The 17484-nt window shown below is 45.8% G+C and carries 20 protein-coding genes and 1 tRNA gene; 15 read left to right on the top strand and 6 right to left on the bottom strand.

Annotated features, from left to right (window positions below; genetic code table 11):
- Positions 1-41 precede the first annotated feature (41 nt).
- Both LKD36_RS10420 and LKD36_RS10415 read left to right on the top strand, forming a co-directional pair.
- Positions 42-854 (top strand): hypothetical protein, encoded by an 813-nt coding sequence (locus LKD36_RS10420; RefSeq protein WP_308459551.1) that lies wholly within the window; start codon positions 42-44, stop codon positions 852-854.
- 30 nt (positions 855-884) lie between these two features.
- Positions 885-1673 carry a M23 family metallopeptidase gene (locus LKD36_RS10415; RefSeq protein ID WP_308459550.1) on the top strand — a complete coding sequence of 263 codons (789 nt, stop codon included), beginning with the start codon at positions 885-887 and terminating at the stop codon, positions 1671-1673.
- Positions 1674-1728: 55 nt separating this feature from the next.
- On the opposite strand, the gene trhA is transcribed toward LKD36_RS10415, so the two are convergent.
- Entirely contained in the window at positions 1729-2388 is a 660-nt protein-coding gene (gene trhA / locus LKD36_RS10410) for a PAQR family membrane homeostasis protein TrhA (RefSeq protein ID WP_118771098.1), read from the bottom strand.
- Positions 2389-2498: 110 nt separating this feature from the next.
- On the opposite strand from trhA, the gene LKD36_RS10405 reads away from it, so the two are divergent.
- Complete coding sequence (locus LKD36_RS10405) at positions 2499-4133, top strand: DEAD/DEAH box helicase (protein ID WP_118771099.1); 1635 nt, start codon at positions 2499-2501, stop codon at positions 4131-4133.
- A gap of 48 nt (positions 4134-4181) precedes the next feature.
- Here the strand turns inward: LKD36_RS10405 and LKD36_RS10400 are convergent, their stop codons facing one another.
- Entirely contained in the window at positions 4182-5246 is a 1065-nt protein-coding gene (locus LKD36_RS10400; RefSeq protein WP_408610919.1) for a C40 family peptidase, read from the bottom strand.
- A 272-nt stretch (positions 5247-5518) separates the two neighbouring features.
- Here LKD36_RS10400 and LKD36_RS10395 point away from each other — a divergent pair, with 272 nt between their 5' ends.
- From LKD36_RS10395 to LKD36_RS10375, 5 genes are all read left to right on the top strand, one after another.
- The gene (locus LKD36_RS10395) at positions 5519-5908 is read left to right on the top strand and encodes a Fur family transcriptional regulator (RefSeq protein WP_308459548.1); all 390 of its coding nucleotides are present in this window, start codon (positions 5519-5521) and stop codon (positions 5906-5908) included.
- A gap of 117 nt (positions 5909-6025) precedes the next feature.
- Positions 6026-6568, top strand: a complete 543-nt coding sequence (locus tag LKD36_RS10390; protein WP_117498720.1) for a rubredoxin-like domain-containing protein — start codon at positions 6026-6028, stop codon at positions 6566-6568.
- A 592-nt stretch (positions 6569-7160) separates the two neighbouring features.
- Positions 7161-7805, top strand: coding sequence for a tRNA (guanosine(46)-N7)-methyltransferase TrmB (gene trmB / locus LKD36_RS10385; protein WP_118771103.1), 645 nt, complete (start codon positions 7161-7163; stop codon positions 7803-7805).
- 115 nt (positions 7806-7920) lie between these two features.
- Positions 7921-7993 (top strand) — tRNA-Lys (locus LKD36_RS10380).
- Between the two features lie 165 nt (positions 7994-8158).
- Positions 8159-8500, top strand: coding sequence for a GIY-YIG nuclease family protein (locus LKD36_RS10375; protein WP_308459547.1), 342 nt, complete (start codon positions 8159-8161; stop codon positions 8498-8500).
- Between the two features lie 74 nt (positions 8501-8574).
- On the opposite strand, the gene LKD36_RS10370 is transcribed toward LKD36_RS10375, so the two are convergent.
- Complete coding sequence (locus LKD36_RS10370; RefSeq protein ID WP_308459546.1) at positions 8575-9324, bottom strand: sensor histidine kinase; 750 nt, start codon at positions 9322-9324, stop codon at positions 8575-8577.
- A 140-nt stretch (positions 9325-9464) separates the two neighbouring features.
- Here LKD36_RS10370 and LKD36_RS10365 point away from each other — a divergent pair, with 140 nt between their 5' ends.
- Together LKD36_RS10365 and LKD36_RS10360 are read left to right on the top strand one after the other, a co-directional pair.
- Positions 9465-9878 carry an HIT family protein gene (locus LKD36_RS10365; RefSeq protein WP_118771106.1) on the top strand — a complete coding sequence of 138 codons (414 nt, stop codon included), beginning with the start codon at positions 9465-9467 and terminating at the stop codon, positions 9876-9878.
- Between the two features lie 27 nt (positions 9879-9905).
- A complete protein-coding gene (locus LKD36_RS10360; RefSeq protein WP_118771107.1) occupies positions 9906-10460 on the top strand; it encodes an RNA polymerase sigma factor in 555 nt (184 codons plus the stop codon).
- Positions 10461-10465: 5 nt separating this feature from the next.
- On the opposite strand, the gene LKD36_RS10355 is transcribed toward LKD36_RS10360, so the two are convergent.
- Positions 10466-11542, bottom strand: a complete 1077-nt coding sequence (locus tag LKD36_RS10355) for an undecaprenyldiphospho-muramoylpentapeptide beta-N-acetylglucosaminyltransferase (protein ID WP_308459545.1) — start codon at positions 11540-11542, stop codon at positions 10466-10468.
- 90 nt (positions 11543-11632) lie between these two features.
- On the opposite strand from LKD36_RS10355, the gene LKD36_RS10350 reads away from it, so the two are divergent.
- Together LKD36_RS10350 and LKD36_RS10345 are read left to right on the top strand one after the other, a co-directional pair.
- Complete coding sequence (locus LKD36_RS10350) at positions 11633-12394, top strand: DUF4367 domain-containing protein (RefSeq protein WP_308459544.1); 762 nt, start codon at positions 11633-11635, stop codon at positions 12392-12394.
- 77 nt (positions 12395-12471) lie between these two features.
- The gene (locus LKD36_RS10345; RefSeq protein WP_308459543.1) at positions 12472-12963 is read left to right on the top strand and encodes a DUF6147 family protein; all 492 of its coding nucleotides are present in this window, start codon (positions 12472-12474) and stop codon (positions 12961-12963) included.
- Between the two features lie 956 nt (positions 12964-13919).
- Here LKD36_RS10345 and LKD36_RS10340 read toward each other — a convergent pair.
- A complete protein-coding gene (locus LKD36_RS10340; protein ID WP_308459542.1) occupies positions 13920-14168 on the bottom strand; it encodes a TIGR03905 family TSCPD domain-containing protein in 249 nt (82 codons plus the stop codon).
- 141 nt (positions 14169-14309) lie between these two features.
- Here LKD36_RS10340 and LKD36_RS10335 point away from each other — a divergent pair, with 141 nt between their 5' ends.
- From LKD36_RS10335 to LKD36_RS10325, 3 genes are all read left to right on the top strand, one after another.
- The gene (locus tag LKD36_RS10335; protein ID WP_118771170.1) at positions 14310-15020 is read left to right on the top strand and encodes a 5'-methylthioadenosine/adenosylhomocysteine nucleosidase; all 711 of its coding nucleotides are present in this window, start codon (positions 14310-14312) and stop codon (positions 15018-15020) included.
- A 77-nt stretch (positions 15021-15097) separates the two neighbouring features.
- Entirely contained in the window at positions 15098-15760 is a 663-nt protein-coding gene (locus tag LKD36_RS10330; protein ID WP_308459541.1) for a hypothetical protein, read from the top strand.
- Between the two features lie 73 nt (positions 15761-15833).
- Positions 15834-16490: an RluA family pseudouridine synthase gene (locus LKD36_RS10325; RefSeq protein WP_308459540.1), complete on the top strand. Its 657-nt coding sequence runs from the start codon at positions 15834-15836 to the stop codon at positions 16488-16490.
- Here LKD36_RS10325 and LKD36_RS10320 read toward each other — a convergent pair.
- Entirely contained in the window at positions 16402-17373 is a 972-nt protein-coding gene (locus tag LKD36_RS10320; RefSeq protein ID WP_308459539.1) for an AI-2E family transporter, read from the bottom strand. The two genes, LKD36_RS10325 and LKD36_RS10320, sit on opposite strands and share 89 nt — an antisense overlap.
- Between the last annotated feature and the right edge of the window lie 111 nt (positions 17374-17484).

The following is a 17484-nucleotide window of genomic DNA, read 5'->3' as shown; positions in this document are numbered from 1 at the left end:
AGGTTCGGATTTCTTCATAAGATAACCTGAGGTGTCCGACGATGAAAAACGGTCTGAAAATGTTATGGTCCATTCTGTTCCTGGCAATCTTCCTTCCATATACGGCTATATTGTTGATGAATGGCCGTCAGGGAGTCAGCAGGGAGGAAAAACTCCCGGACAGGGAATATCAGGTACTGGCAGGGCTTTTGCAGGAAGATTTAAGCTGGATGGATGAGGAAACTCTGTGTCTGATGGCGGTGCTGATCCGGACGGAACTGGTGCGAACCGGAACTTCTGTTATGGAAGAACCACAGGTGCGGCAGACAGCATATGAAGCGGCCTGCGATGCGGTAAAAAAGACCTGTGGGAAGGTCATCACCATAGACGGCGAATACCGGGCACTTCCCTGGCATGGCATCAGTGCCGGAAGAACCCGTGCCGGAATCCTGTTGGGGGAGGAGTATTCTTATATCCATGCAGTGGAATGCCAGGAAGACCGGGAATCGGAAGATTACCTTCGGGTATTTCGAATGGATCGGAAAACATTTCTTCAGATTCTGCAGGGCGAAAATACGGCTCATCAGGAATGGGAAAAGCCGGAATTGGAGCGGGATTCCTCCGATTATGTGACACGGGTGCGCCTGGGGGACGAAATGCTGCAGGGTGAGTCTGTCAGAGCACTTCTGCATCTGCCGTCCAGCTGTTTTTATGTAGATGACAGTGAAGAGATTCTGCGGATTACTGTAAAAGGAAATGGCCATGGATTTGGCATCAGTCTGTATACGGCGGACCGGATGATCCGGGAAGGCATGTGCTGGGAAGAAGTTATTCAGAAATTCTATGAAAATGCGGAGTGTATAACCCTGTTCTGATCTGGCAAAAATAAGATCAGAGGTGATGTTATGCATAGAAAGCAGAGAGGGTTTTTGATTGCACTGTGCCTTTGCATCTTATCTCTGTCAGGAATCTTCGGGATCTATCAGTACCGCAGGGGACAGGCGCAGGATGTTCCGAAACAGACGGCAGACCGTCTGGCGGAGGAACAGGCGTCAAAAGAAGATGCTGAGAGAGAAGCGGCAAATTCTACAGGAACAGTGGCCAGAGCCGATACGCAGGAGAATGAGACAGAAGAAGCAAAAATTGAAACAGAAGAAGATCTCCGGAAAATCGGGGAAGCGGAATTAGCACAGGCAGCCCCGGAAGAATCAGAAGAAGAACAGCAGGAAGAGCCGGAACAGGTTCCGGTACAGGAAAGCAGTGCGGCTCCGCTTCTGACATTTGCGGAGAACAGTAAACTGATGTGGCCGGTCAGCGGAGATGTGATACTGAACTACAGTATGGACAAGAGCATTTATTTTGCAACGCTGAATCAGTATAAATATCATCCGGCCATTGTGATCAGTGCAGAGCCGGGAACGGAGGTCTGGTGCGCTGCACAGGGAAAAGTCACGCAGATCAAGGTTGACGAAGAGACAGGAACAACCCTGTCCATGGATCTGGGAAGCGGTTATGAAGCCGTCTATGGACAGCTGAAGGAACTGGCAGTGAAAGAAGGGGATATGGTAAATGCCGGAGCATTGCTGGGATATGTGAGTGAGCCGACGAAGTATTACACGTTGGAGGGAAGCAATCTCTATTTCCAGCTTTTAAGAGATGGAGAGCCGGTCAACCCCATGAATTATTTGGAATAAAACCGCAAAAAGAGGTGCCGTTCCTCAAAAGAGAAGCGGCACCTTATGTGAGAAATTACATGAGTGCGATATAGAACATGACTACATAATGGCAGAGACTTCCGGCCATAACAAAGAGATGGAAGATCTCATGAGAGCCAAAGAACTGATGTCTGGAATTGAAGAGCGGAAGCTTCAGTGCGTAGATAATACCTCCGACGGTATAGATCACACCTCCGGCAACCAGCCAGACAAATGCTGCGGCGGGAAGAGCCTGGACCAGCGGAACCATGGCAAGGACACAGAGCCATCCCATGGAAATGTATATGATGGAAGAGAACCATTTCGGGCAGGTGATCCAGAATGCCTTGATCAGCATACCGATGATGGCAACGGTCCATACCAGTGCCAGAAGCGGATATCCCACAGTGTCTTTTAATGGGATGACACAGATCGGAGTGTAACTTCCGGCGATCAGGATAAAGATCATCATATGATCTGCCTTGCGCAGTATTTTATTCATCTTTTCAGAGATATTAAAGGTATGGTAAATGGTGCTGGCTGCATAGAGAAGAATCATGCTGCCGGCAAAAATTGCAAATGCTGCAACTGCATGATAACTGTCATGTTTTGCAGCAACAGCCAGAAGAGGCAGGGCTGCGATTGCCGCCATAATCATACCAATAAAATGGGTAAGAGCACTTCCGGGATCTTTAACAAATAGTGATAATGTCATAATAATGCCTCCTTAATTAAGTAATCTATATGATGTAGTATTGAATACTATGTCTTGATTTATTCATATTATATAACATAAACAGAAAAAAGCAAGAGGAATTTGAAAAAATGTCAGAGACAATGAAATTTGAGGAATTGAACATAAAGCCGGAGATTTTACGGGCAGTGGAAGACATGGGATTTGAGGAAGCAACCCCGATCCAGTCCCAGGCCATTCCGGTGATGGAGTCCGGTGTGGATATGATCGGACAGGCACAGACCGGAACCGGTAAGACAGCAGCTTTTGGTATTCCGCTGCTGGAGAAAGTGGATCCGGAAAACAGAAAGGTACAGGCCCTGGTGCTGTGTCCAACCAGAGAGCTGGCGATTCAGGTATCGGAAGAAATCCGTAACCTGGCAAAATATCTTCATGGCATTAAAGTGCTGCCGATCTACGGCGGACAGGATATGAGCCGTCAGATTCGTTCCCTGAAAGGCGGAGTTCAGATCATCATCGGTACGCCAGGACGTGTCATGGACCATATGAGACGCCATACCATTCGTCTTAATGACCTTCATACTGTGGTGCTGGACGAGGCGGACGAGATGCTGAACATGGGATTTCGGGAAGATATCGAGACGATTCTGAAGGATACGCCGGATGACCGTCAGACGGTATTGTTCTCTGCGACTATGCCGCAGGCAATCCTGGAGATCGCAGGCACCTATCAGAAAGATGCAGTCCGTGTGCAGGTGCTGAGAAAGGAACTGACCGTTCCGAGTATTGAGCAGTATTATTATGAAGTGCGTCAGAAGAATAAGGACGAAGTGCTGTGCCGTCTTCTGGATCTCTATGCGCCACGTCTCTCTCTGGTATTCTGTAATACCAAGAAGAAAGTGGACGAGCTGGTGCTGGAACTGCAGAACAGAGGATATTTTGCAGAAGGTCTTCACGGAGATTTGAAGCAAATGCAGCGTGACCGTGTCATGCAGGGATTCCGGGAAGGAAGTACGGATATTCTGGTGGCAACGGATGTGGCAGCCAGAGGAATCGATGTGGATGATGTGGAGGCAGTCTTCAATTATGATCTTCCGCAGGATGACGAGTATTATGTGCACCGGATCGGCAGAACCGGACGCGCAGGAAGAACTGGTAAGGCATTTACCTTTATCGTAGGAAAAGAGGCGTACAAGCTTCGTGATATTGAGCGTTATTGCAAGACGAAGATGAAAGCACAGCGCATTCCCTCTCTTGATGATGTGGCCAATGTACGTGTGGAGAATGTATTCCGCAAACTGGAGAAGACCATGGAGGAAGAGGATCTGACTTTAAGTGCGCAGGCCATTCAGGAGTATCTGGATAAAAATGAGACGACGGCGATGGATCTGGCGGCAGCATTCTTAAAGCTGGAGCTTGGTGACGCTCTCGGCGAACAGCAGGATGATCTGGCGCAGGAGCAGTACATGTGGGAATCTGAGGCCAAAGGAAAGGGCAAGGGAAAAGGAAGACGGAAAGACGATAAAGATATGGTACGCCTTTTCCTGAATGTAGGAAAGAAACAGAAATTGAAACCGGGTGATATCTTAGGAGCCATTGCAGGAGAGAGCGGCCTTCCGGGCAGAGCGGTCGGCAGTATTGATATGTATGATAAATATACGTTTGTGGACGTGCCGTCCAAATATCACAAACAGGTGATCAAATCCATGAAGCATGCGAAGATTAAAGGAAATCGTGTGAATGTGGAGAAGGCAGAACGAAAATAAAGGATACAAAAGGGCGGTTCCATCGGAACCGCCCTTGTTATATTCTGATTAGAAAATTCTTCTTACAGCCAGTACGTTTTTATAGTTTACCGGAGAAGTGAATTTGATTCCGGTAGATGCGGTACTTGCATGTACGATGGTGTTGTTTCCTACATAGATAGCAACATGTCCGCTGTAGCAGATAATATCGCCCGGCTGTGCGTCTGCAAGGCTTACACCATATCCTACACTGCGGAGAGCGCTGGAGCTGTGCGGAAGACCTACACCGAAGTTTGCGTAAACACTCATAACGAAACCGGAGCAGTCAGCACCGTTGGTCAGGCTTGTACCACCGTATACATACGGGTTGCCGACGAACTGGGATGCAAAACCAGCAACTGCATTTCCGGAAGAACTTCCGCCGCCATTTCCGATCTGAACAGAAGCATCGGATTTGGATTTAGATTCAGATTTCTGAGATTTCTTTATTGCTGCGGATGCTGCTTTCTGAGCGGCTTCTCTTTCTGCTTCCTCTTTTGCGAGACGGGCTTCTTCTTCGGCCTTGGACTCTGCATATACATAATCGGTTCTCAGATCAACATAATCTTTGGAAACCCATCCGTCACCCTCTTCAATGGAAACTTTTACGAAACCATCGGTCTCATCGGTAACGGTCAGCTCCTCAGACATGGGAACCAGTCCCAGAATAGAGGAATCTGTGGTAGCGTCCTCACGGACTCTTAAGGTTTCCGTAGTAACGGTAGCAACTCTGGTACCTACTTCTTCAGCAAGTGTCTCTGCATCTGTACCGATAGCAACGTACTCAGCCTTTACATAACCGGTTACATTTCCGGAAGTGATCTGATACCATCCATTATCATATCCATCAACAGTACCTACAGAATTATTAAACAGCTTTCCAACTACTTCAGACTCTTCGTTTGCTTCGGTACGAACATTGACGTAATCTGTAACCTGTGCAATGCAAAGACCGGTATAGTTATTTTTAACAGCCTGATCAAGTGCTTCGCTGATATCATTTTCGGTGGTGTTCTGTGCTTCTCCGAGAGAAGAAGAGATTCCTCCGGATAATGCAAGGGAAATTCCCTCAGCATGGACATTTGCAGGATTCATAGCGAACAGCCCTGCGGCCATTAAAAATACAAATGCTGTCTTTCCTTTCATTAGTATACCCCCAATCATTTTTTACGAATCTATTCTAAATATTACAAATTTGTTACAAACCATAATGCGATTATAACAAGGCATTACCCCTTTGTCAACCAAAGTGGCGGAATTTCCAGTAAAAAACACAAAAAATCCATACTTTTGTAACAATTTTGATGTTGACAAATCCTCAAAAATGATTATAATAATAATTACTAATATTAAATAAGGAGAAAAAGATGGCAGTGCTGAAGTACAGCAGACAGAGAGAAGCAATTAAAAACTATCTGCAGGGCAGAGAAGATCATCCAAGCGCCGATATGGTATATGACGGTATCAGAGGAGAATTTCCCAATATCAGTCTTGGAACCGTTTACAGAAATCTTTCCTTATTAACAGAGCTGGGAGAGATCATCAAGATCCCGACAGAAGGTGCGGATCGTTTTGATGCGAGAGTGGCGCCGCATAATCATTTCATATGTAAGAGCTGCGGACGGGTCATGGACATTATGATTTCGGTGAAGAACCCGGTAGAGGAGATTAACGCACAGTGGTATGGCGGCGAAGTAGAAGAATGCCGTATGGAATTTTACGGAATCTGCAACGAATGTAAGAAAATGAAAAATTAACTCAATAACTATTGACAAAAAAGAATTACATGATATAATAACAATAACAGTAATAATTACTGTTATGAAAAAAGACAATAAAACAAATTTTATAAAAAAGAAAAGGAGAACAAAACTATGGCAAAATGGGTATGTACAGTATGCGGTTACATTTATGAAGGAGAGCAGGCACCGGAGAAATGTCCACAGTGCGGAGTTCCGGCAAGCAAATTCAAAAAACAGGAAGAGGGAATGACCTGGGCAGCAGAGCATGTAGTTGGCGTTGCTAAGGGCGTAAGCGAGGACATTCTTGAGGATTTAAGAGCAAACTTCAACGGTGAGTGCTCTGAGGTTGGTATGTATCTGGCAATGGCTCGTGTGGCTCACAGAGAGGGATATCCGGAGATCGGCCTGTACTGGGAGAAAGCTGCATACGAAGAGGCTGAGCATGCTGCAAAATTTGCAGAGCTGCTTGGTGAGGTAGTTACTGACAGCACCAAGAAGAATCTGGAACTGAGAGTTGCTGCAGAGCATGGTGCTACCGAAGGAAAATTCGATCTTGCAAAACGTGCAAAAGCTGCTAACCTGGATGCAATCCATGACACCGTTCATGAGATGGCAAAAGACGAAGCTCGTCACGGAAAAGCATTCGAAGGGCTTCTGAAGAGATACTTCGGCTAATTAAGAAAACTCCTATATCACAAATTACAAATATTATACGGAAATACGGTTCACAGATATCTGTGGGCCGTATTTTCTTGCTCAAAAATAAGATTTATTCTGAGGCAGTCTCTTTTTCGTAGTTCTGACAGTTATTTGATATTCAGAAGACAGATAAGAATGTTGACAGTAATCGGAAATTCATGTAAATTATCTGCGAATAGTTTTTTCTGTGACAGGTGTAAAACTTCGGAAAAAGTGTACATGTTGCATAAAAAACCAGCATGTGGAAAAAGTTATCCTCATTTTCCCCAATATATCCATAGATTTATCCACAATGAAACCAGTGAAAAATGAGGAATATAAGAGTTGTTCACAAAGTTATCCACATTATCCACATTTTTCGGGGAAAAGTTGACGGGTGAAAAAGTGTGGAAAAAAACAAATGTTTTGTGATTAATTGATAAAACCGGGCAAAATATGACGTTTTGAAAATAGTGAAAATGAGGATTAATTATCTGAAAATAGATACAAATACACTTTCCACTTTTCAGAACCCTGTACTTCATGTACAATAGGAAAAGACAGTAAAAAGACAGGAGAACTACGAACCATGCGTTTAAGAAATATACCCGGATCCCGTGAGGCCATTGCAGAGAGCCAGTACGTGATCCATGAAGAAGAGACAAGAGCCGGAAGCTGGCATGAGATTTTTGAAAATGACCATCCCATCTATATTGAGATCGGCATGGGAAAGGGACAGTTCCTCATGGAACTGGCACGCAGAAACCCGGATATTAATTATGTAGGAATTGAGAAATATTCCAGCGTGCTGATCCGTGCTTTGGAGAAGATGGAAGAGGAGGAGACGCCGCTTTCCAATATCTGCTTTATCCGGATGGATGCAGAGGACATTGTAAAAGTATTTGCAAAGAATGAGGTGGACAGAATCTACCTGAATTTCTCTGATCCGTGGCCTAAGGACCGCCATGCCAAGAGACGTCTGACCAGTAAGGAATTTATGGCGCGCTATGATCAGATTTTGGTACCGGACGGACAGGTGGAGTTTAAGACGGACAACCGCCCACTTTTTGATTTTTCTGTGGAATCCGTAAAAGAGGCAGGATGGCAGTTAAAAGCGGTGACCTATGACCTTCATCATGATGAAGAACTGGTACAGGGAAATGTCATGACAGAATATGAGGAACGTTTCTCCGCAAAGGGAAATCCGATTCACAAGCTGATTGCGGTAAGATAAAATTTCGGATAAAATTTTTGTAAAAAAAATTAAAAAAAGGCTTGCTTTTTGTAAAACTACTGTGTATAATATGTTTTGTTCGCTGGACAACACAGCGGACAAAACAATTATAAATGCGCTTCTAGCTCAGTTGGTAGAGCACCTGACTCTTAATCAGGGTGTCCAGGGTTCGAACCCCTGGAGGCGCACGCAAGGAGCACTGTTTTTGGGATGTATGGGCCCGGGGGCGGTGTTCTTTTTTGTTGTCTAATTTTATATTATACCATATAAATTTTGTAAATACCAGATTGTATTTTGAAGACCGATGTATTAAGATGGGAACATACATACGATGGCTGTACAAGGAGCGGAATATGGCTTATATCTACATGGTTCGCTGCCAGGATGCATCACTGTACACCGGTATCGCACAGGACGTGGGACGGCGGATGCGGGAACACTATTATAAGAAGAAAACCGGTGCAAAATATACGAAGAGCCGTCAGGTTGAGTCGTTGGAGATGGTCTGGAAGACCGACAGCTGGGCGGGAGCTGCAAGGCTGGAAAATTACGTGAAGCATCTGAAAAAAGCGCAGAAGGAAGAACTGATCCGTCATCCTGAGACGGTGGAGGAACTGTTTGGAGAGAAGCTGAAAGGGGAACGGTACGAACCCTGTCCGGGACTGAATCTCCAGATGTTTCTGGAAAATGAATAAAGAGCAAAAAGAGATAAAAGAAGGGAGCTGTACATAACACCTGTGTGGACAAAACAGCTCCCTTTTTGGGTAGATTACAGATAAACAGAAGCTACCGGCAGCAGCGGCAGATACATCTGGAACTCACTGCCCTTCCCGGGTGTGGAGGAAACGCGTACGGTTCCGCCGTGGGCAGTGACGATCTTCCGTACAATGGGAAGTCCGAGACCGGTGCCGTGTTCCTTGGAGGTGACAAAGGGATGAAAGATGTTCGTAAGCTGCTCGGAAGTCATACCGCAGCCGTTATCTTTCACGGCGATCAGAAGTTTCTTCTCCTGAACAAAGATTTTCAGGATAATCTTCCCGCGGCCGGTAATGGATTCCATTGCATTTTTCAGAAGATTGATACAGGCCTGTTTTAAACGGATCGGGTCGCCGTAAAATGTGGGATAGGATTCATCCAGTTTGACGATCAGTACAATATGCCGCTGAAGAAATTCAGCCAGAAGCGTATCTTTTACATCATAGGCGAATTCACGGAGATCCATGGGGACAATATTTAATTCTTCTCCGTGGCTGAACAAGGAGATATCATCCAGCAGAAACTTCATATAGCGGATGTCATCTTTCAGCTGATTCCAGAATTCAAATTCTTCCACTTCCGGGTGCATTTTCTGAATCCACTGGACAGAGCTGTTCATATAGGTAAGCGGATTTCTGATTTCATGGGAAATTTGTGACAGGGTCAGCTGGTAGTCATTTTTAATTGTTGTAATAAGGTGACGGACATCTTCATCATCTGCCATCAGCCGTTCCATCTTTTTCTGTTCATCGTAGGTCAGCATAATTATCACTCCTTGTCTGCAATATATCAGGATTGTCAGAATGTGGCAACAAAATTCGTTCGACAGGATTCGACAAAAGATGACAAATATGGTTATAAAGAAATTTTAAAATATACAAGGAAATTCAGGAGGATACCAAAATGAAAGATTGTAACTGCATTTTCTGCAAAATTGCAAATGGAGAGATTCCGTCAACCACTCTCTATGAGGATGAGGACTTCAGAGTGATTCTGGATCTGGGTCCGGCGACCAGAGGCCATGCGCTGCTTCTTCCGAAGGAACATTATAAAAATCTTTTTGAGCTGGATGATGAGACCGCATCCAAGGTATTGGGAATTGCAAAGAAAGTGGGAGCCAAAATGGTGAAAGCACTTCATGCAGATGGATTCAATCTGGTACAGAACAATGGGGAACCGGCAGGGCAGACCGTATTCCATTTTCATATGCATCTGATTCCGCGCTACAAGGATGATCATGCAGGAATTCTGTGGGAGCCGGGTAAGACGACACCGGAGGAGATGGAAGAAATCAAAAAGCTGGTGAATGAGGACTAAAACAGAAAGATATGTGGTAGGGAGTATATGTGTGAGGATGACCGACGTCTGGATGACTACTTTGAAATATTCAAGGATCTGATTATCCGGTATGCCAAAAGCTATGTAGGTGATTATTACATAGCAGAGGATATCTGTCAGGAGACATTTATCAGATTCGGCGAGCATCAGGACGAGATCAGAGAGTCCAGTGCAAAATTCTGGCTGATGAAAACAGCGAAAAATATTGCACTGGATTATCTGAGGAAAAGTAAGAACCGCGTTCCGGTAATAGATCTGGACACGGCGCTGGATATGCTGAGCGAAGATCCGTTTTCAGATGTGAGCTGGATATTGGAGGAGAAAGAAAAGAGTGAATTTCTGAAGCGTGCATTGTTTCGGATGAAGATAGAACACAATAACTGGTATGAGGTGATTCTGATGAGCTATGTACAGCGGATGGATAACATATCAATTGGAAATGAATTCGGAGTCAGTGCCGCTCTGGTCAGCAAGTGGAAAGAGAGGGCACATACATGGCTCCGGAACGCTTATATAAAAGAAGAACAGAATGAATCAGGGGATGAAACATCCCCTGATTAGAAAGATCAGTGTTTAGAAGAAGTGGTGACTTCATTCAGGAGACCCATAATTGTTCCGATGGCATCTGACTGCGGGCATTCTTCCATGGCATGGATATAATCCTGTCGATGAGTGTACAGGTTCTGCACCGCAGCGAGAAAGGTTTCTTTCGTGAGAGATTCTTCTTCCAACACCATGGAGAATCCCTGTCGTTCAAAAGATCTGGCGTTGAGAATCTGGTCTCCGCGGCTTGCCTTTGCAGAAAGCGGGATGAGAAGGGCCGGTTTTCTGAGGGCTAACAGTTCACAGATAGCATTGGCTCCGGCTCTGGAGACAACCAGATCACATGCTGCGAACAGGTCAGCCAGTTCCTTCTGGATATATTCGTACTGGACATATCCGGGAGTACCTTTGAGGGATTCATCCAGTTTGCCTTTGCCGCACAGATGGATGATCTGGAACGTCTGTAAAAGTTCCGGAAGCGCATCACGTACAGCCTGGTTGACTGCGACAGCCCCAAGGCTTCCGCCCATAACCAGCATGATGGGTTTTCCTTCGGTAAAGCCTGTCATGGCAAGTGCGGCGGCACGACTGCCTTCTTTTAATTCCTGACGGATAGGACAGCCGGTGAGGACTGCTTTTCCGGCGGGAAGATAGGGAACAGTCTCCGGGAAGTTGCAGCAGACTTTCGTGGCAGACGGCATGGACAGCTTGTTGGCAAGTCCGGGAGTCAGGTCTGACTCATGGCAGATGACCGGGATGTGCCGGCGTCTGGCAGCCATCACTACGGGAACTGATACAAAACCTCCTTTGGAGAAAACGACATCCGGCTTTAAGGTCTTCATAAGTCTGGATGCCTGACCGAATCCTTTCAGCACACGGAATGGATCGGTGAAATTTTTTACATCAAAATATCGGCGGAGCTTGCCGGAAGCGATTCCGTAATAGGGAATCCCCTGAGCTTCAATCAGCTTTTTCTCGATTCCTTCCATGGAACCGATATAGGAGATTTCATAACCCGCAGAACGTAAGGCAGGAAGCAGCGCAATGTTCGGTGTGACGTGGCCTGCAGTACCGCCGCCTGTAAGTACAATTCGTTTCATAAAAAAGACCTCCCTGGGTGGTTCGTTACTATATCCAATTATAGGTGTCAGGGGGGAAAAGTCAATGGTAAGTAAAGAACGGAGAGAGAGATGAGACAAGACAGCGACGAATGGCTGGAAGAAAAGATAGATGAGGATCTGATGGCCTGGGCAGATGCTGAGGAGCGTCGGATCATGGAGGATGAAGAACTTCAGAACGTGACGATGCCGGAAGAAAAACTGGAAGATATCCGCCGGGAAATCCGCCGCAGACGCCGCAAAACCAGTCTGTTCGGCAAGACCCGCCGCCGGATGCTGATCGCTGTGGCTGCAGTAATGGTCCTTCTGCTCGGTATGGGAATCGTCGGCAGTACGAAGAAACTGTACATACCTGTGATCATGCAGAAAGAACGTGGGGATGAGGTGAATACGAAAGTAGAGAATTCGGAGTCGACGGCAATTGATATTGACGAAGATGAAGTGTGCCAGGAGATTCAGGATAAACTGGGCGTGTTGCCGGTAAAGTTTAAATATCGACCTGAAGGAATGAAGTTGACGGATTATCAGTTGATAGAAAATATGGATGAAGCTATTTTGGAATATTCTATTGGAATGACACTCTTTCATGTATGTATAGACAAAAGAGATAGGGAAACAATAGAAAATTTTCAAATGGATGGAGAACTCTTGTCGAATATCTGGATAGAATCTTGCGGAACAGATGTGCCGATATACATAGTTGAGGGTTCTGAGAACGGAAGTTATTGCATAGTAGATTTTGAATATCTAAATACATATTATTCCATATCGTCAGATATTGATAATGAGGAGTTTCAGAAAATAATTGAAAATATTTTAATAAAAAATGAATAACAGGTGTCAATAATTCCCATTTCATACGTTATATCTATGTAAGCTTACATAGGATAGTGTGAAAGGAGAGAGTGGTTATGTTGAAACGAGCAGTCATGTTGGCTGTGGCGGGCATCCTGACGCTGGGAAACAGTCTCCCGGTGCTGGCAGCTGAGGAAGAAGTCGTCGAACCGGCAGGATACCATGTCTACGACTCAACAGAAGACAGTGAGACAGATACTTGGTACGGGATCGCAAGAGGAACCTATTTGAAATCAGGTAAAAGTTCACTGACAAAAGAAGATTCAACTCATGCATCTTGTTCGGGAAATACTCTGGCGCATGTCAAAGCAGATCGAGTCTATGTGCGAATTTATCTGGACAAGAGTGATACTGCGGCATATGGAAGCTGGGGAACGGTCAATTACTGGACCGGTACGGCAGCAGATGCATCCATGGCGACTGTATATAGCGGTTCCTACAAAGTTACCAAGAACAAGTACTATCGGGTGACTGGTGCCCATTCTGTGACTGAAAACGGTACAACGGAATCAACTGATACCAGTACGAATGCGAAATTATTTAACTAGCTCAACATGAGCAAATGGCTTCAACTACAACTGAATATGGAATAACTGCAAATTATTATTAAAAAACTACAAACTCAACATACTTAAGGACGGAAGAACACACAATTGAATATGGAACAGGACTTATGAAGAAAGATAAGTCAATAACCGTACGGAAATACATGATCAGGCCGGATCAAAACGTAACTATATTAACGAATAAAATGTGAACCATTTTAGTCTTAAGCGAAAGTATACGAACCAAAAACATCCATAAAATAGAGGGACTGTTGCAGAATAGATGGAGTCATCTGTTCTGTATCAGTCCTTTTCTATTTTGTAGGGCAGATAGAAAATAAAAGTTATTTTCTGCCCAATCAGGCAGTTCAGACACGCGAAAATTCTACAAAAAACAAGTCTTGTTATTTGATTTGGACATATAGAAAATCTGTGATATCAGATGCCCAGAAAACTAGGAAAATTTGGGCAAAAGATGCATAAGAATCTCTATATGGCCAATTTATTTAATTTCTGAAATTATATAGCGAAAAATATTTTTTTCATTGCAAATATTGGGCGTGGAGAGGCACAAACATTCCATATACCCAAATGGATCAGCTGCGAGGGAAGTGTTGCCTTCACACAGAATATTCCACAAGGGAGCGAAGTCTATCGTCCGGATTCCGGGTGCATGAAACCATGCAGGAATGGTGTGATAAATAAAAAGGAGACTATACGTATGATATTTCTTGAATACCCTAATGTTCTATCTGTCAGAGGGCAAAAAAATGGTTGGATGAGCATCCGATTTTCTATGAAGACCGTCATTTTAAGGAGAATAATCCGACGTTTGAGGAGTGAAAGAACTGGTATGGACGGAGCTGGAAGCTCTCTTATGAATGTAGCGCAAGGGGCTGTTGCAGAATAGATGAGTAATCATCTATTCTGCAACAGCCCCTTATTTTGCTTTCAGATAATTACTGCTGTTCAGATTTCAGCTGCTTCAAAGCTTTTGCCAGCTGATCCGGACATGAGGTCGGGCGCGGGCCGCAGGTGGTGCCTTCCAGTCTATTGATGACGTCGTCCACTTTCATGCCGACTACCAGTTTTGCAATACCGGCAGTATTTCCGGCACATCCGCCGACAAACTGAACTTTTGTTACAATTCCGTTTTCTGCTTCCACGTTGATTGCCTGAGAGCAGGTTCCTTTTGTTCTATATACCATAATCATTCCTCCTGATGTGATAAAATATATCCATAAGCATAGGTCAGTATAGCAGAAATCCTGTGTTTTTTCTAGTCAAAACAGGAAACTTCCGGTATACTGATAATGATCAGGTTATCAGCATCAGAAAGGATTGAAATTATGAATAAAAAGAAAAAAATCGGAGTCATCGGAGCAATGGAGGAGGAAGTGGAAGCACTCCGCGTAAAACTGGAGAATCCGGAGAAACTGACCAAAGCTTCCATGGACTTTTATTCCGGCACCATGAATGGTCATGAAGTGGTCATCGTCCGCAGTGGAATCGGCAAGGTCAACGCAGGTATCTGCACCCAGATTCTGGCAGATCTGTTTCAGGTAGATGTAGTGATCAATACCGGTATCGCAGGATCTCTGAGAGCAGAGATCAATATCGGCGATATCGTCATCTCCACCGATGCAGTGCAGCATGATATGGATGCCACCGGTTTCGGATACAAACCGGGTGTGATCCCGAGAATGGAGACCAGCTGCTTTAAGGCAGATCCGGATCTGGTAGCAGCAGCAAAAGAAGCATGTGCGAAAGCAGTGCCGGAAGTACGCGCATTTACCGGAAGAGTTGTGAGCGGTGACCAGTTTATCTCTGACCGCGCTGTAAAGAACCGGATTTCCCAGCAGTTCGGCGGTATGTGTACCGAGATGGAAGGAGCAGCCATCGCACAGGCAGCTTATCTTAACAAGATCCCGTTTGTGGTATTACGCGCCATTTCCGATAAAGCGGATGACAGTGCAGTTGTTGACTATCCGGCATTTGAGAAACAGGCAATCCGTCACAGCGTGGCACTGGTAGAGAACTTTATTTCCCGCGTGAAATAAGTCGATAAGATCTGCTTCACCGCCGGAGCATTCCGCTCTATAATGAGACCACTAAAAGCAAGGGGAGGCATAGAGAGATGTTGTATGATGCATGGTGGTCTTACTACGGAGAATTTGCAGTACTGGGAATCTGGGGGATCATTCTGGTACTGGCACGCAGAATGATATTTGGAAAACTGAGCAAAAATGCATTGCTGGACGGCGGGGAGAAGAGCCGGATGATTCGTGCCATGACGCTCAAATTTGAAAAGAGCTATGAGGTTCATGTGGAGATCAGCGACATTCCGGTATTTGTAAAAAAATATCTCTGCCAAGAGCGAAGATGCGGCGTCCGGCTGCTGCGCTGGAAACGGCTTCCGGAGTGCTGGATGGAACTGATAGTGAGTATCGGAGTGATGGAAGCGGTGACATTCTATTTCCTGCGTTATCCGGCTGCGGTCTGTGTGGACAGGCTGTTGGCATCAGTCGGTGCAGCGGTTATCGTCCGGATGGCAATTCTGTGGTTCGAGACAGACAGCCTGTGGGAACAGGCGGAAGTCTTCCTCAATGATTATGTGGCCAATACACTGTATCCAAGACAGATGCATGTGTATGAGACATTCGAAGAACCGGACACAGCAGAGAAGACAGATGCTGCCAGGCAGAAGCCGGTGCCGGAAAATAAATCCAGGACTCCGGTACTGAAGAAAGAAGAAGAGCAGCTGTTCCAGGAAGTAATGACAGAATTTTTAGGCGGTTGAACATAGAATAGTGACACATCCGGGAGTGACAGCCTGTCACTCCCGGTTTGTGTCACTGTTAAAGAGGTATAAGATGAAAAAATATGAAATACTTTACAGAGACGAAGATCTCTGCGTCATTCATAAACGTGCCGGACTGGCAGTGCAGAGTGCACGGGCGTCAGTGCCGGACCTTATGAGCATGCTCAGAAACGATCTCCTGGAAGAAGGAATGAAGAATCCCTATCTGGGTCTGGTGAACCGTCTGGACCAGCCGGTAGAGGGAATCCTTCTGGTGGCATTTAATGAGAAGGCAGCAGCAGACCTGAGCAGACAGGTAGCGGACCATATCCACATGGAAAAATGGTATCAGGCGCTGGTATGTGGAAAACCTTCCGCAGAATCAGGCACACTGGTGGATTATCTTCTGAAAGATGCCAGAAACAACTTATCCAAAGTGGTGCCGGAAGGGACCAGAGGAAGCAAGCGGAGTGAACTTACCTACGAAGTGCTGGAGTCCTGGGAAGATCAGACTCTTCTGAAGATCCGTCTGCTCACAGGACGCCATCATCAGATCCGGGTACAGCTTTCCCATGCGGGCATGCCCATTGTGGGAGATGCCAAATATGGGAAAGGCGGCGGACAGCTCTGCCTCTGCTCCTTTAAGACGTCTTTTCGTCATCCCCGGACGGGCAGACAGATGACGTATGAGGTGAAGCCGGAGTTTCCAGCTCCACCCACAGCTCTCTGATAAGAAGGATTCCGAAAGGGCCGGTAAAAAGTCCCACAGGACCAAAAAGTTTTAACCCGGCAATGACGGAGATCAGAAAGCAGACTGGAAGGAGACCAAGACCGTTGCCAAGAAGCCCCGGCTCCAGAAGTTCACGGGTGAGCCAGGTGATGGCGTAGAGGATGGAAAGCTTCAGGCAGACAAGGAAACGCTGCCGGAGCAGTTCCACGAGAATCCAGGGAAGAAATACGATCCCAGTGCCGAAGACCGGAAGCGCATCCAGAAAACCGGTGAGCACGGCCCACAGTCCGGCACCTGGCAGATGGAGCAGCAGCCAGTAACCGGCGGCACATTCCAGGGTAATGACGAACATGATCCGGATCTGGGCATGGATCCAGTTTTGACAGGCAGTGGCCAACCGGCCGCCGGCATTTCGTACCATCTGATAAAAAGGAAGTTTTGAAAGCATTGCATCAAAGGCTTTCCAGTCTCTGGCAAAGAGAAGCAGAGAGACAAAATAAAGAAAGATTCCGAACAGCCATGAGAAGACGGAGGGCATCATGCGGGTGATCTGTCCCAGCAGGGAGGAAGGAATCCAGTCAGACAGAAGCGGCATACGTAAAAGGAAGTCCTGCCACACCGGAAAAAGTTCCCGGATGGGTGGATAGAGAAGATAGCCGCTCAGCAGAAGAAAGAGAAGTACAGCCAGAAAAAGGATACTCAACACACCGGCGCTGAGAGGAACCAGACGCATGGATATCCGGTGACGGAACCGGTTCAGGGCGGCAACCGTCAGCCACGCAAAGAAAAAAGGAAAAACCAGAGGCAGAAGATACCGCAGAACCAGATAGACTGCGGCAGCAATGGCTGCTTTCTGCATGTAGAGTGTATTCCTCCGGTTCATAACTGCATCCTCCTTTTTCACAGATTCTACTATCAGTATCTGTGAATTGGCTGATCCTATGCTGGCTGATATTGACAAACGAAAATGTGGATGCTATGTTACAGACAAAGC

The sequence above is a fragment of the Hominiventricola filiformis genome (genome assembly GCF_020686965.1).
GTDB classification, from domain to species: Bacteria; Bacillota; Clostridia; order Lachnospirales; family Lachnospiraceae; genus Hominiventricola; species Hominiventricola filiformis.
The sequence above is the reverse complement of the archived record's forward strand: the minus strand, read 5'-3'. Positions and strand labels throughout refer to the sequence as shown.

Bases quoted from the DNA above. Each gene is read 5' to 3' on its own strand.
- LKD36_RS10330 (WP_308459541.1), top strand. From the start codon at position 15,098: ATGTTGTATGATGCATGGTGGTCTTACTACGGAGAATTTGCAGTACTG.
- trhA (WP_118771098.1), bottom strand. From the start codon at position 2,388: ATGACATTATCACTATTTGTTAAAGATCCCGGAAGTGCTCTTACCCAT.
- trmB (WP_118771103.1), top strand. From the start codon at position 7,161: ATGCGTTTAAGAAATATACCCGGATCCCGTGAGGCCATTGCAGAGAGC.
- LKD36_RS10360 (WP_118771107.1), top strand. From the start codon at position 9,906: ATGTGTGAGGATGACCGACGTCTGGATGACTACTTTGAAATATTCAAG.
- LKD36_RS10325 (WP_308459540.1), top strand. From the start codon at position 15,834: ATGAAAAAATATGAAATACTTTACAGAGACGAAGATCTCTGCGTCATT.
- LKD36_RS10405 (WP_118771099.1), top strand. From the start codon at position 2,499: ATGTCAGAGACAATGAAATTTGAGGAATTGAACATAAAGCCGGAGATT.
- LKD36_RS10415 (WP_308459550.1), top strand. From the start codon at position 885: ATGCATAGAAAGCAGAGAGGGTTTTTGATTGCACTGTGCCTTTGCATC.
- LKD36_RS10390 (WP_117498720.1), top strand. From the start codon at position 6,026: ATGGCAAAATGGGTATGTACAGTATGCGGTTACATTTATGAAGGAGAG.
- LKD36_RS10370 (WP_308459546.1), bottom strand. From the start codon at position 9,324: ATGCTGACCTACGATGAACAGAAAAAGATGGAACGGCTGATGGCAGAT.
- LKD36_RS10355 (WP_308459545.1), bottom strand. From the start codon at position 11,542: ATGAAACGAATTGTACTTACAGGCGGCGGTACTGCAGGCCACGTCACA.
- LKD36_RS10375 (WP_308459547.1), top strand. From the start codon at position 8,159: ATGGCTTATATCTACATGGTTCGCTGCCAGGATGCATCACTGTACACC.
- LKD36_RS10420 (WP_308459551.1), top strand. From the start codon at position 42: ATGAAAAACGGTCTGAAAATGTTATGGTCCATTCTGTTCCTGGCAATC.
- LKD36_RS10395 (WP_308459548.1), top strand. From the start codon at position 5,519: ATGGCAGTGCTGAAGTACAGCAGACAGAGAGAAGCAATTAAAAACTAT.
- LKD36_RS10365 (WP_118771106.1), top strand. From the start codon at position 9,465: ATGAAAGATTGTAACTGCATTTTCTGCAAAATTGCAAATGGAGAGATT.
- LKD36_RS10400 (WP_408610919.1), bottom strand. From the start codon at position 5,246: ATGAATCCTGCAAATGTCCATGCTGAGGGAATTTCCCTTGCATTATCC.
- LKD36_RS10320 (WP_308459539.1), bottom strand. From the start codon at position 17,373: ATGAACCGGAGGAATACACTCTACATGCAGAAAGCAGCCATTGCTGCC.
- LKD36_RS10340 (WP_308459542.1), bottom strand. From the start codon at position 14,168: ATGGTATATAGAACAAAAGGAACCTGCTCTCAGGCAATCAACGTGGAA.
- LKD36_RS10350 (WP_308459544.1), top strand. From the start codon at position 11,633: ATGAGACAAGACAGCGACGAATGGCTGGAAGAAAAGATAGATGAGGAT.
- LKD36_RS10345 (WP_308459543.1), top strand. From the start codon at position 12,472: ATGTTGAAACGAGCAGTCATGTTGGCTGTGGCGGGCATCCTGACGCTG.
- LKD36_RS10335 (WP_118771170.1), top strand. From the start codon at position 14,310: ATGAATAAAAAGAAAAAAATCGGAGTCATCGGAGCAATGGAGGAGGAA.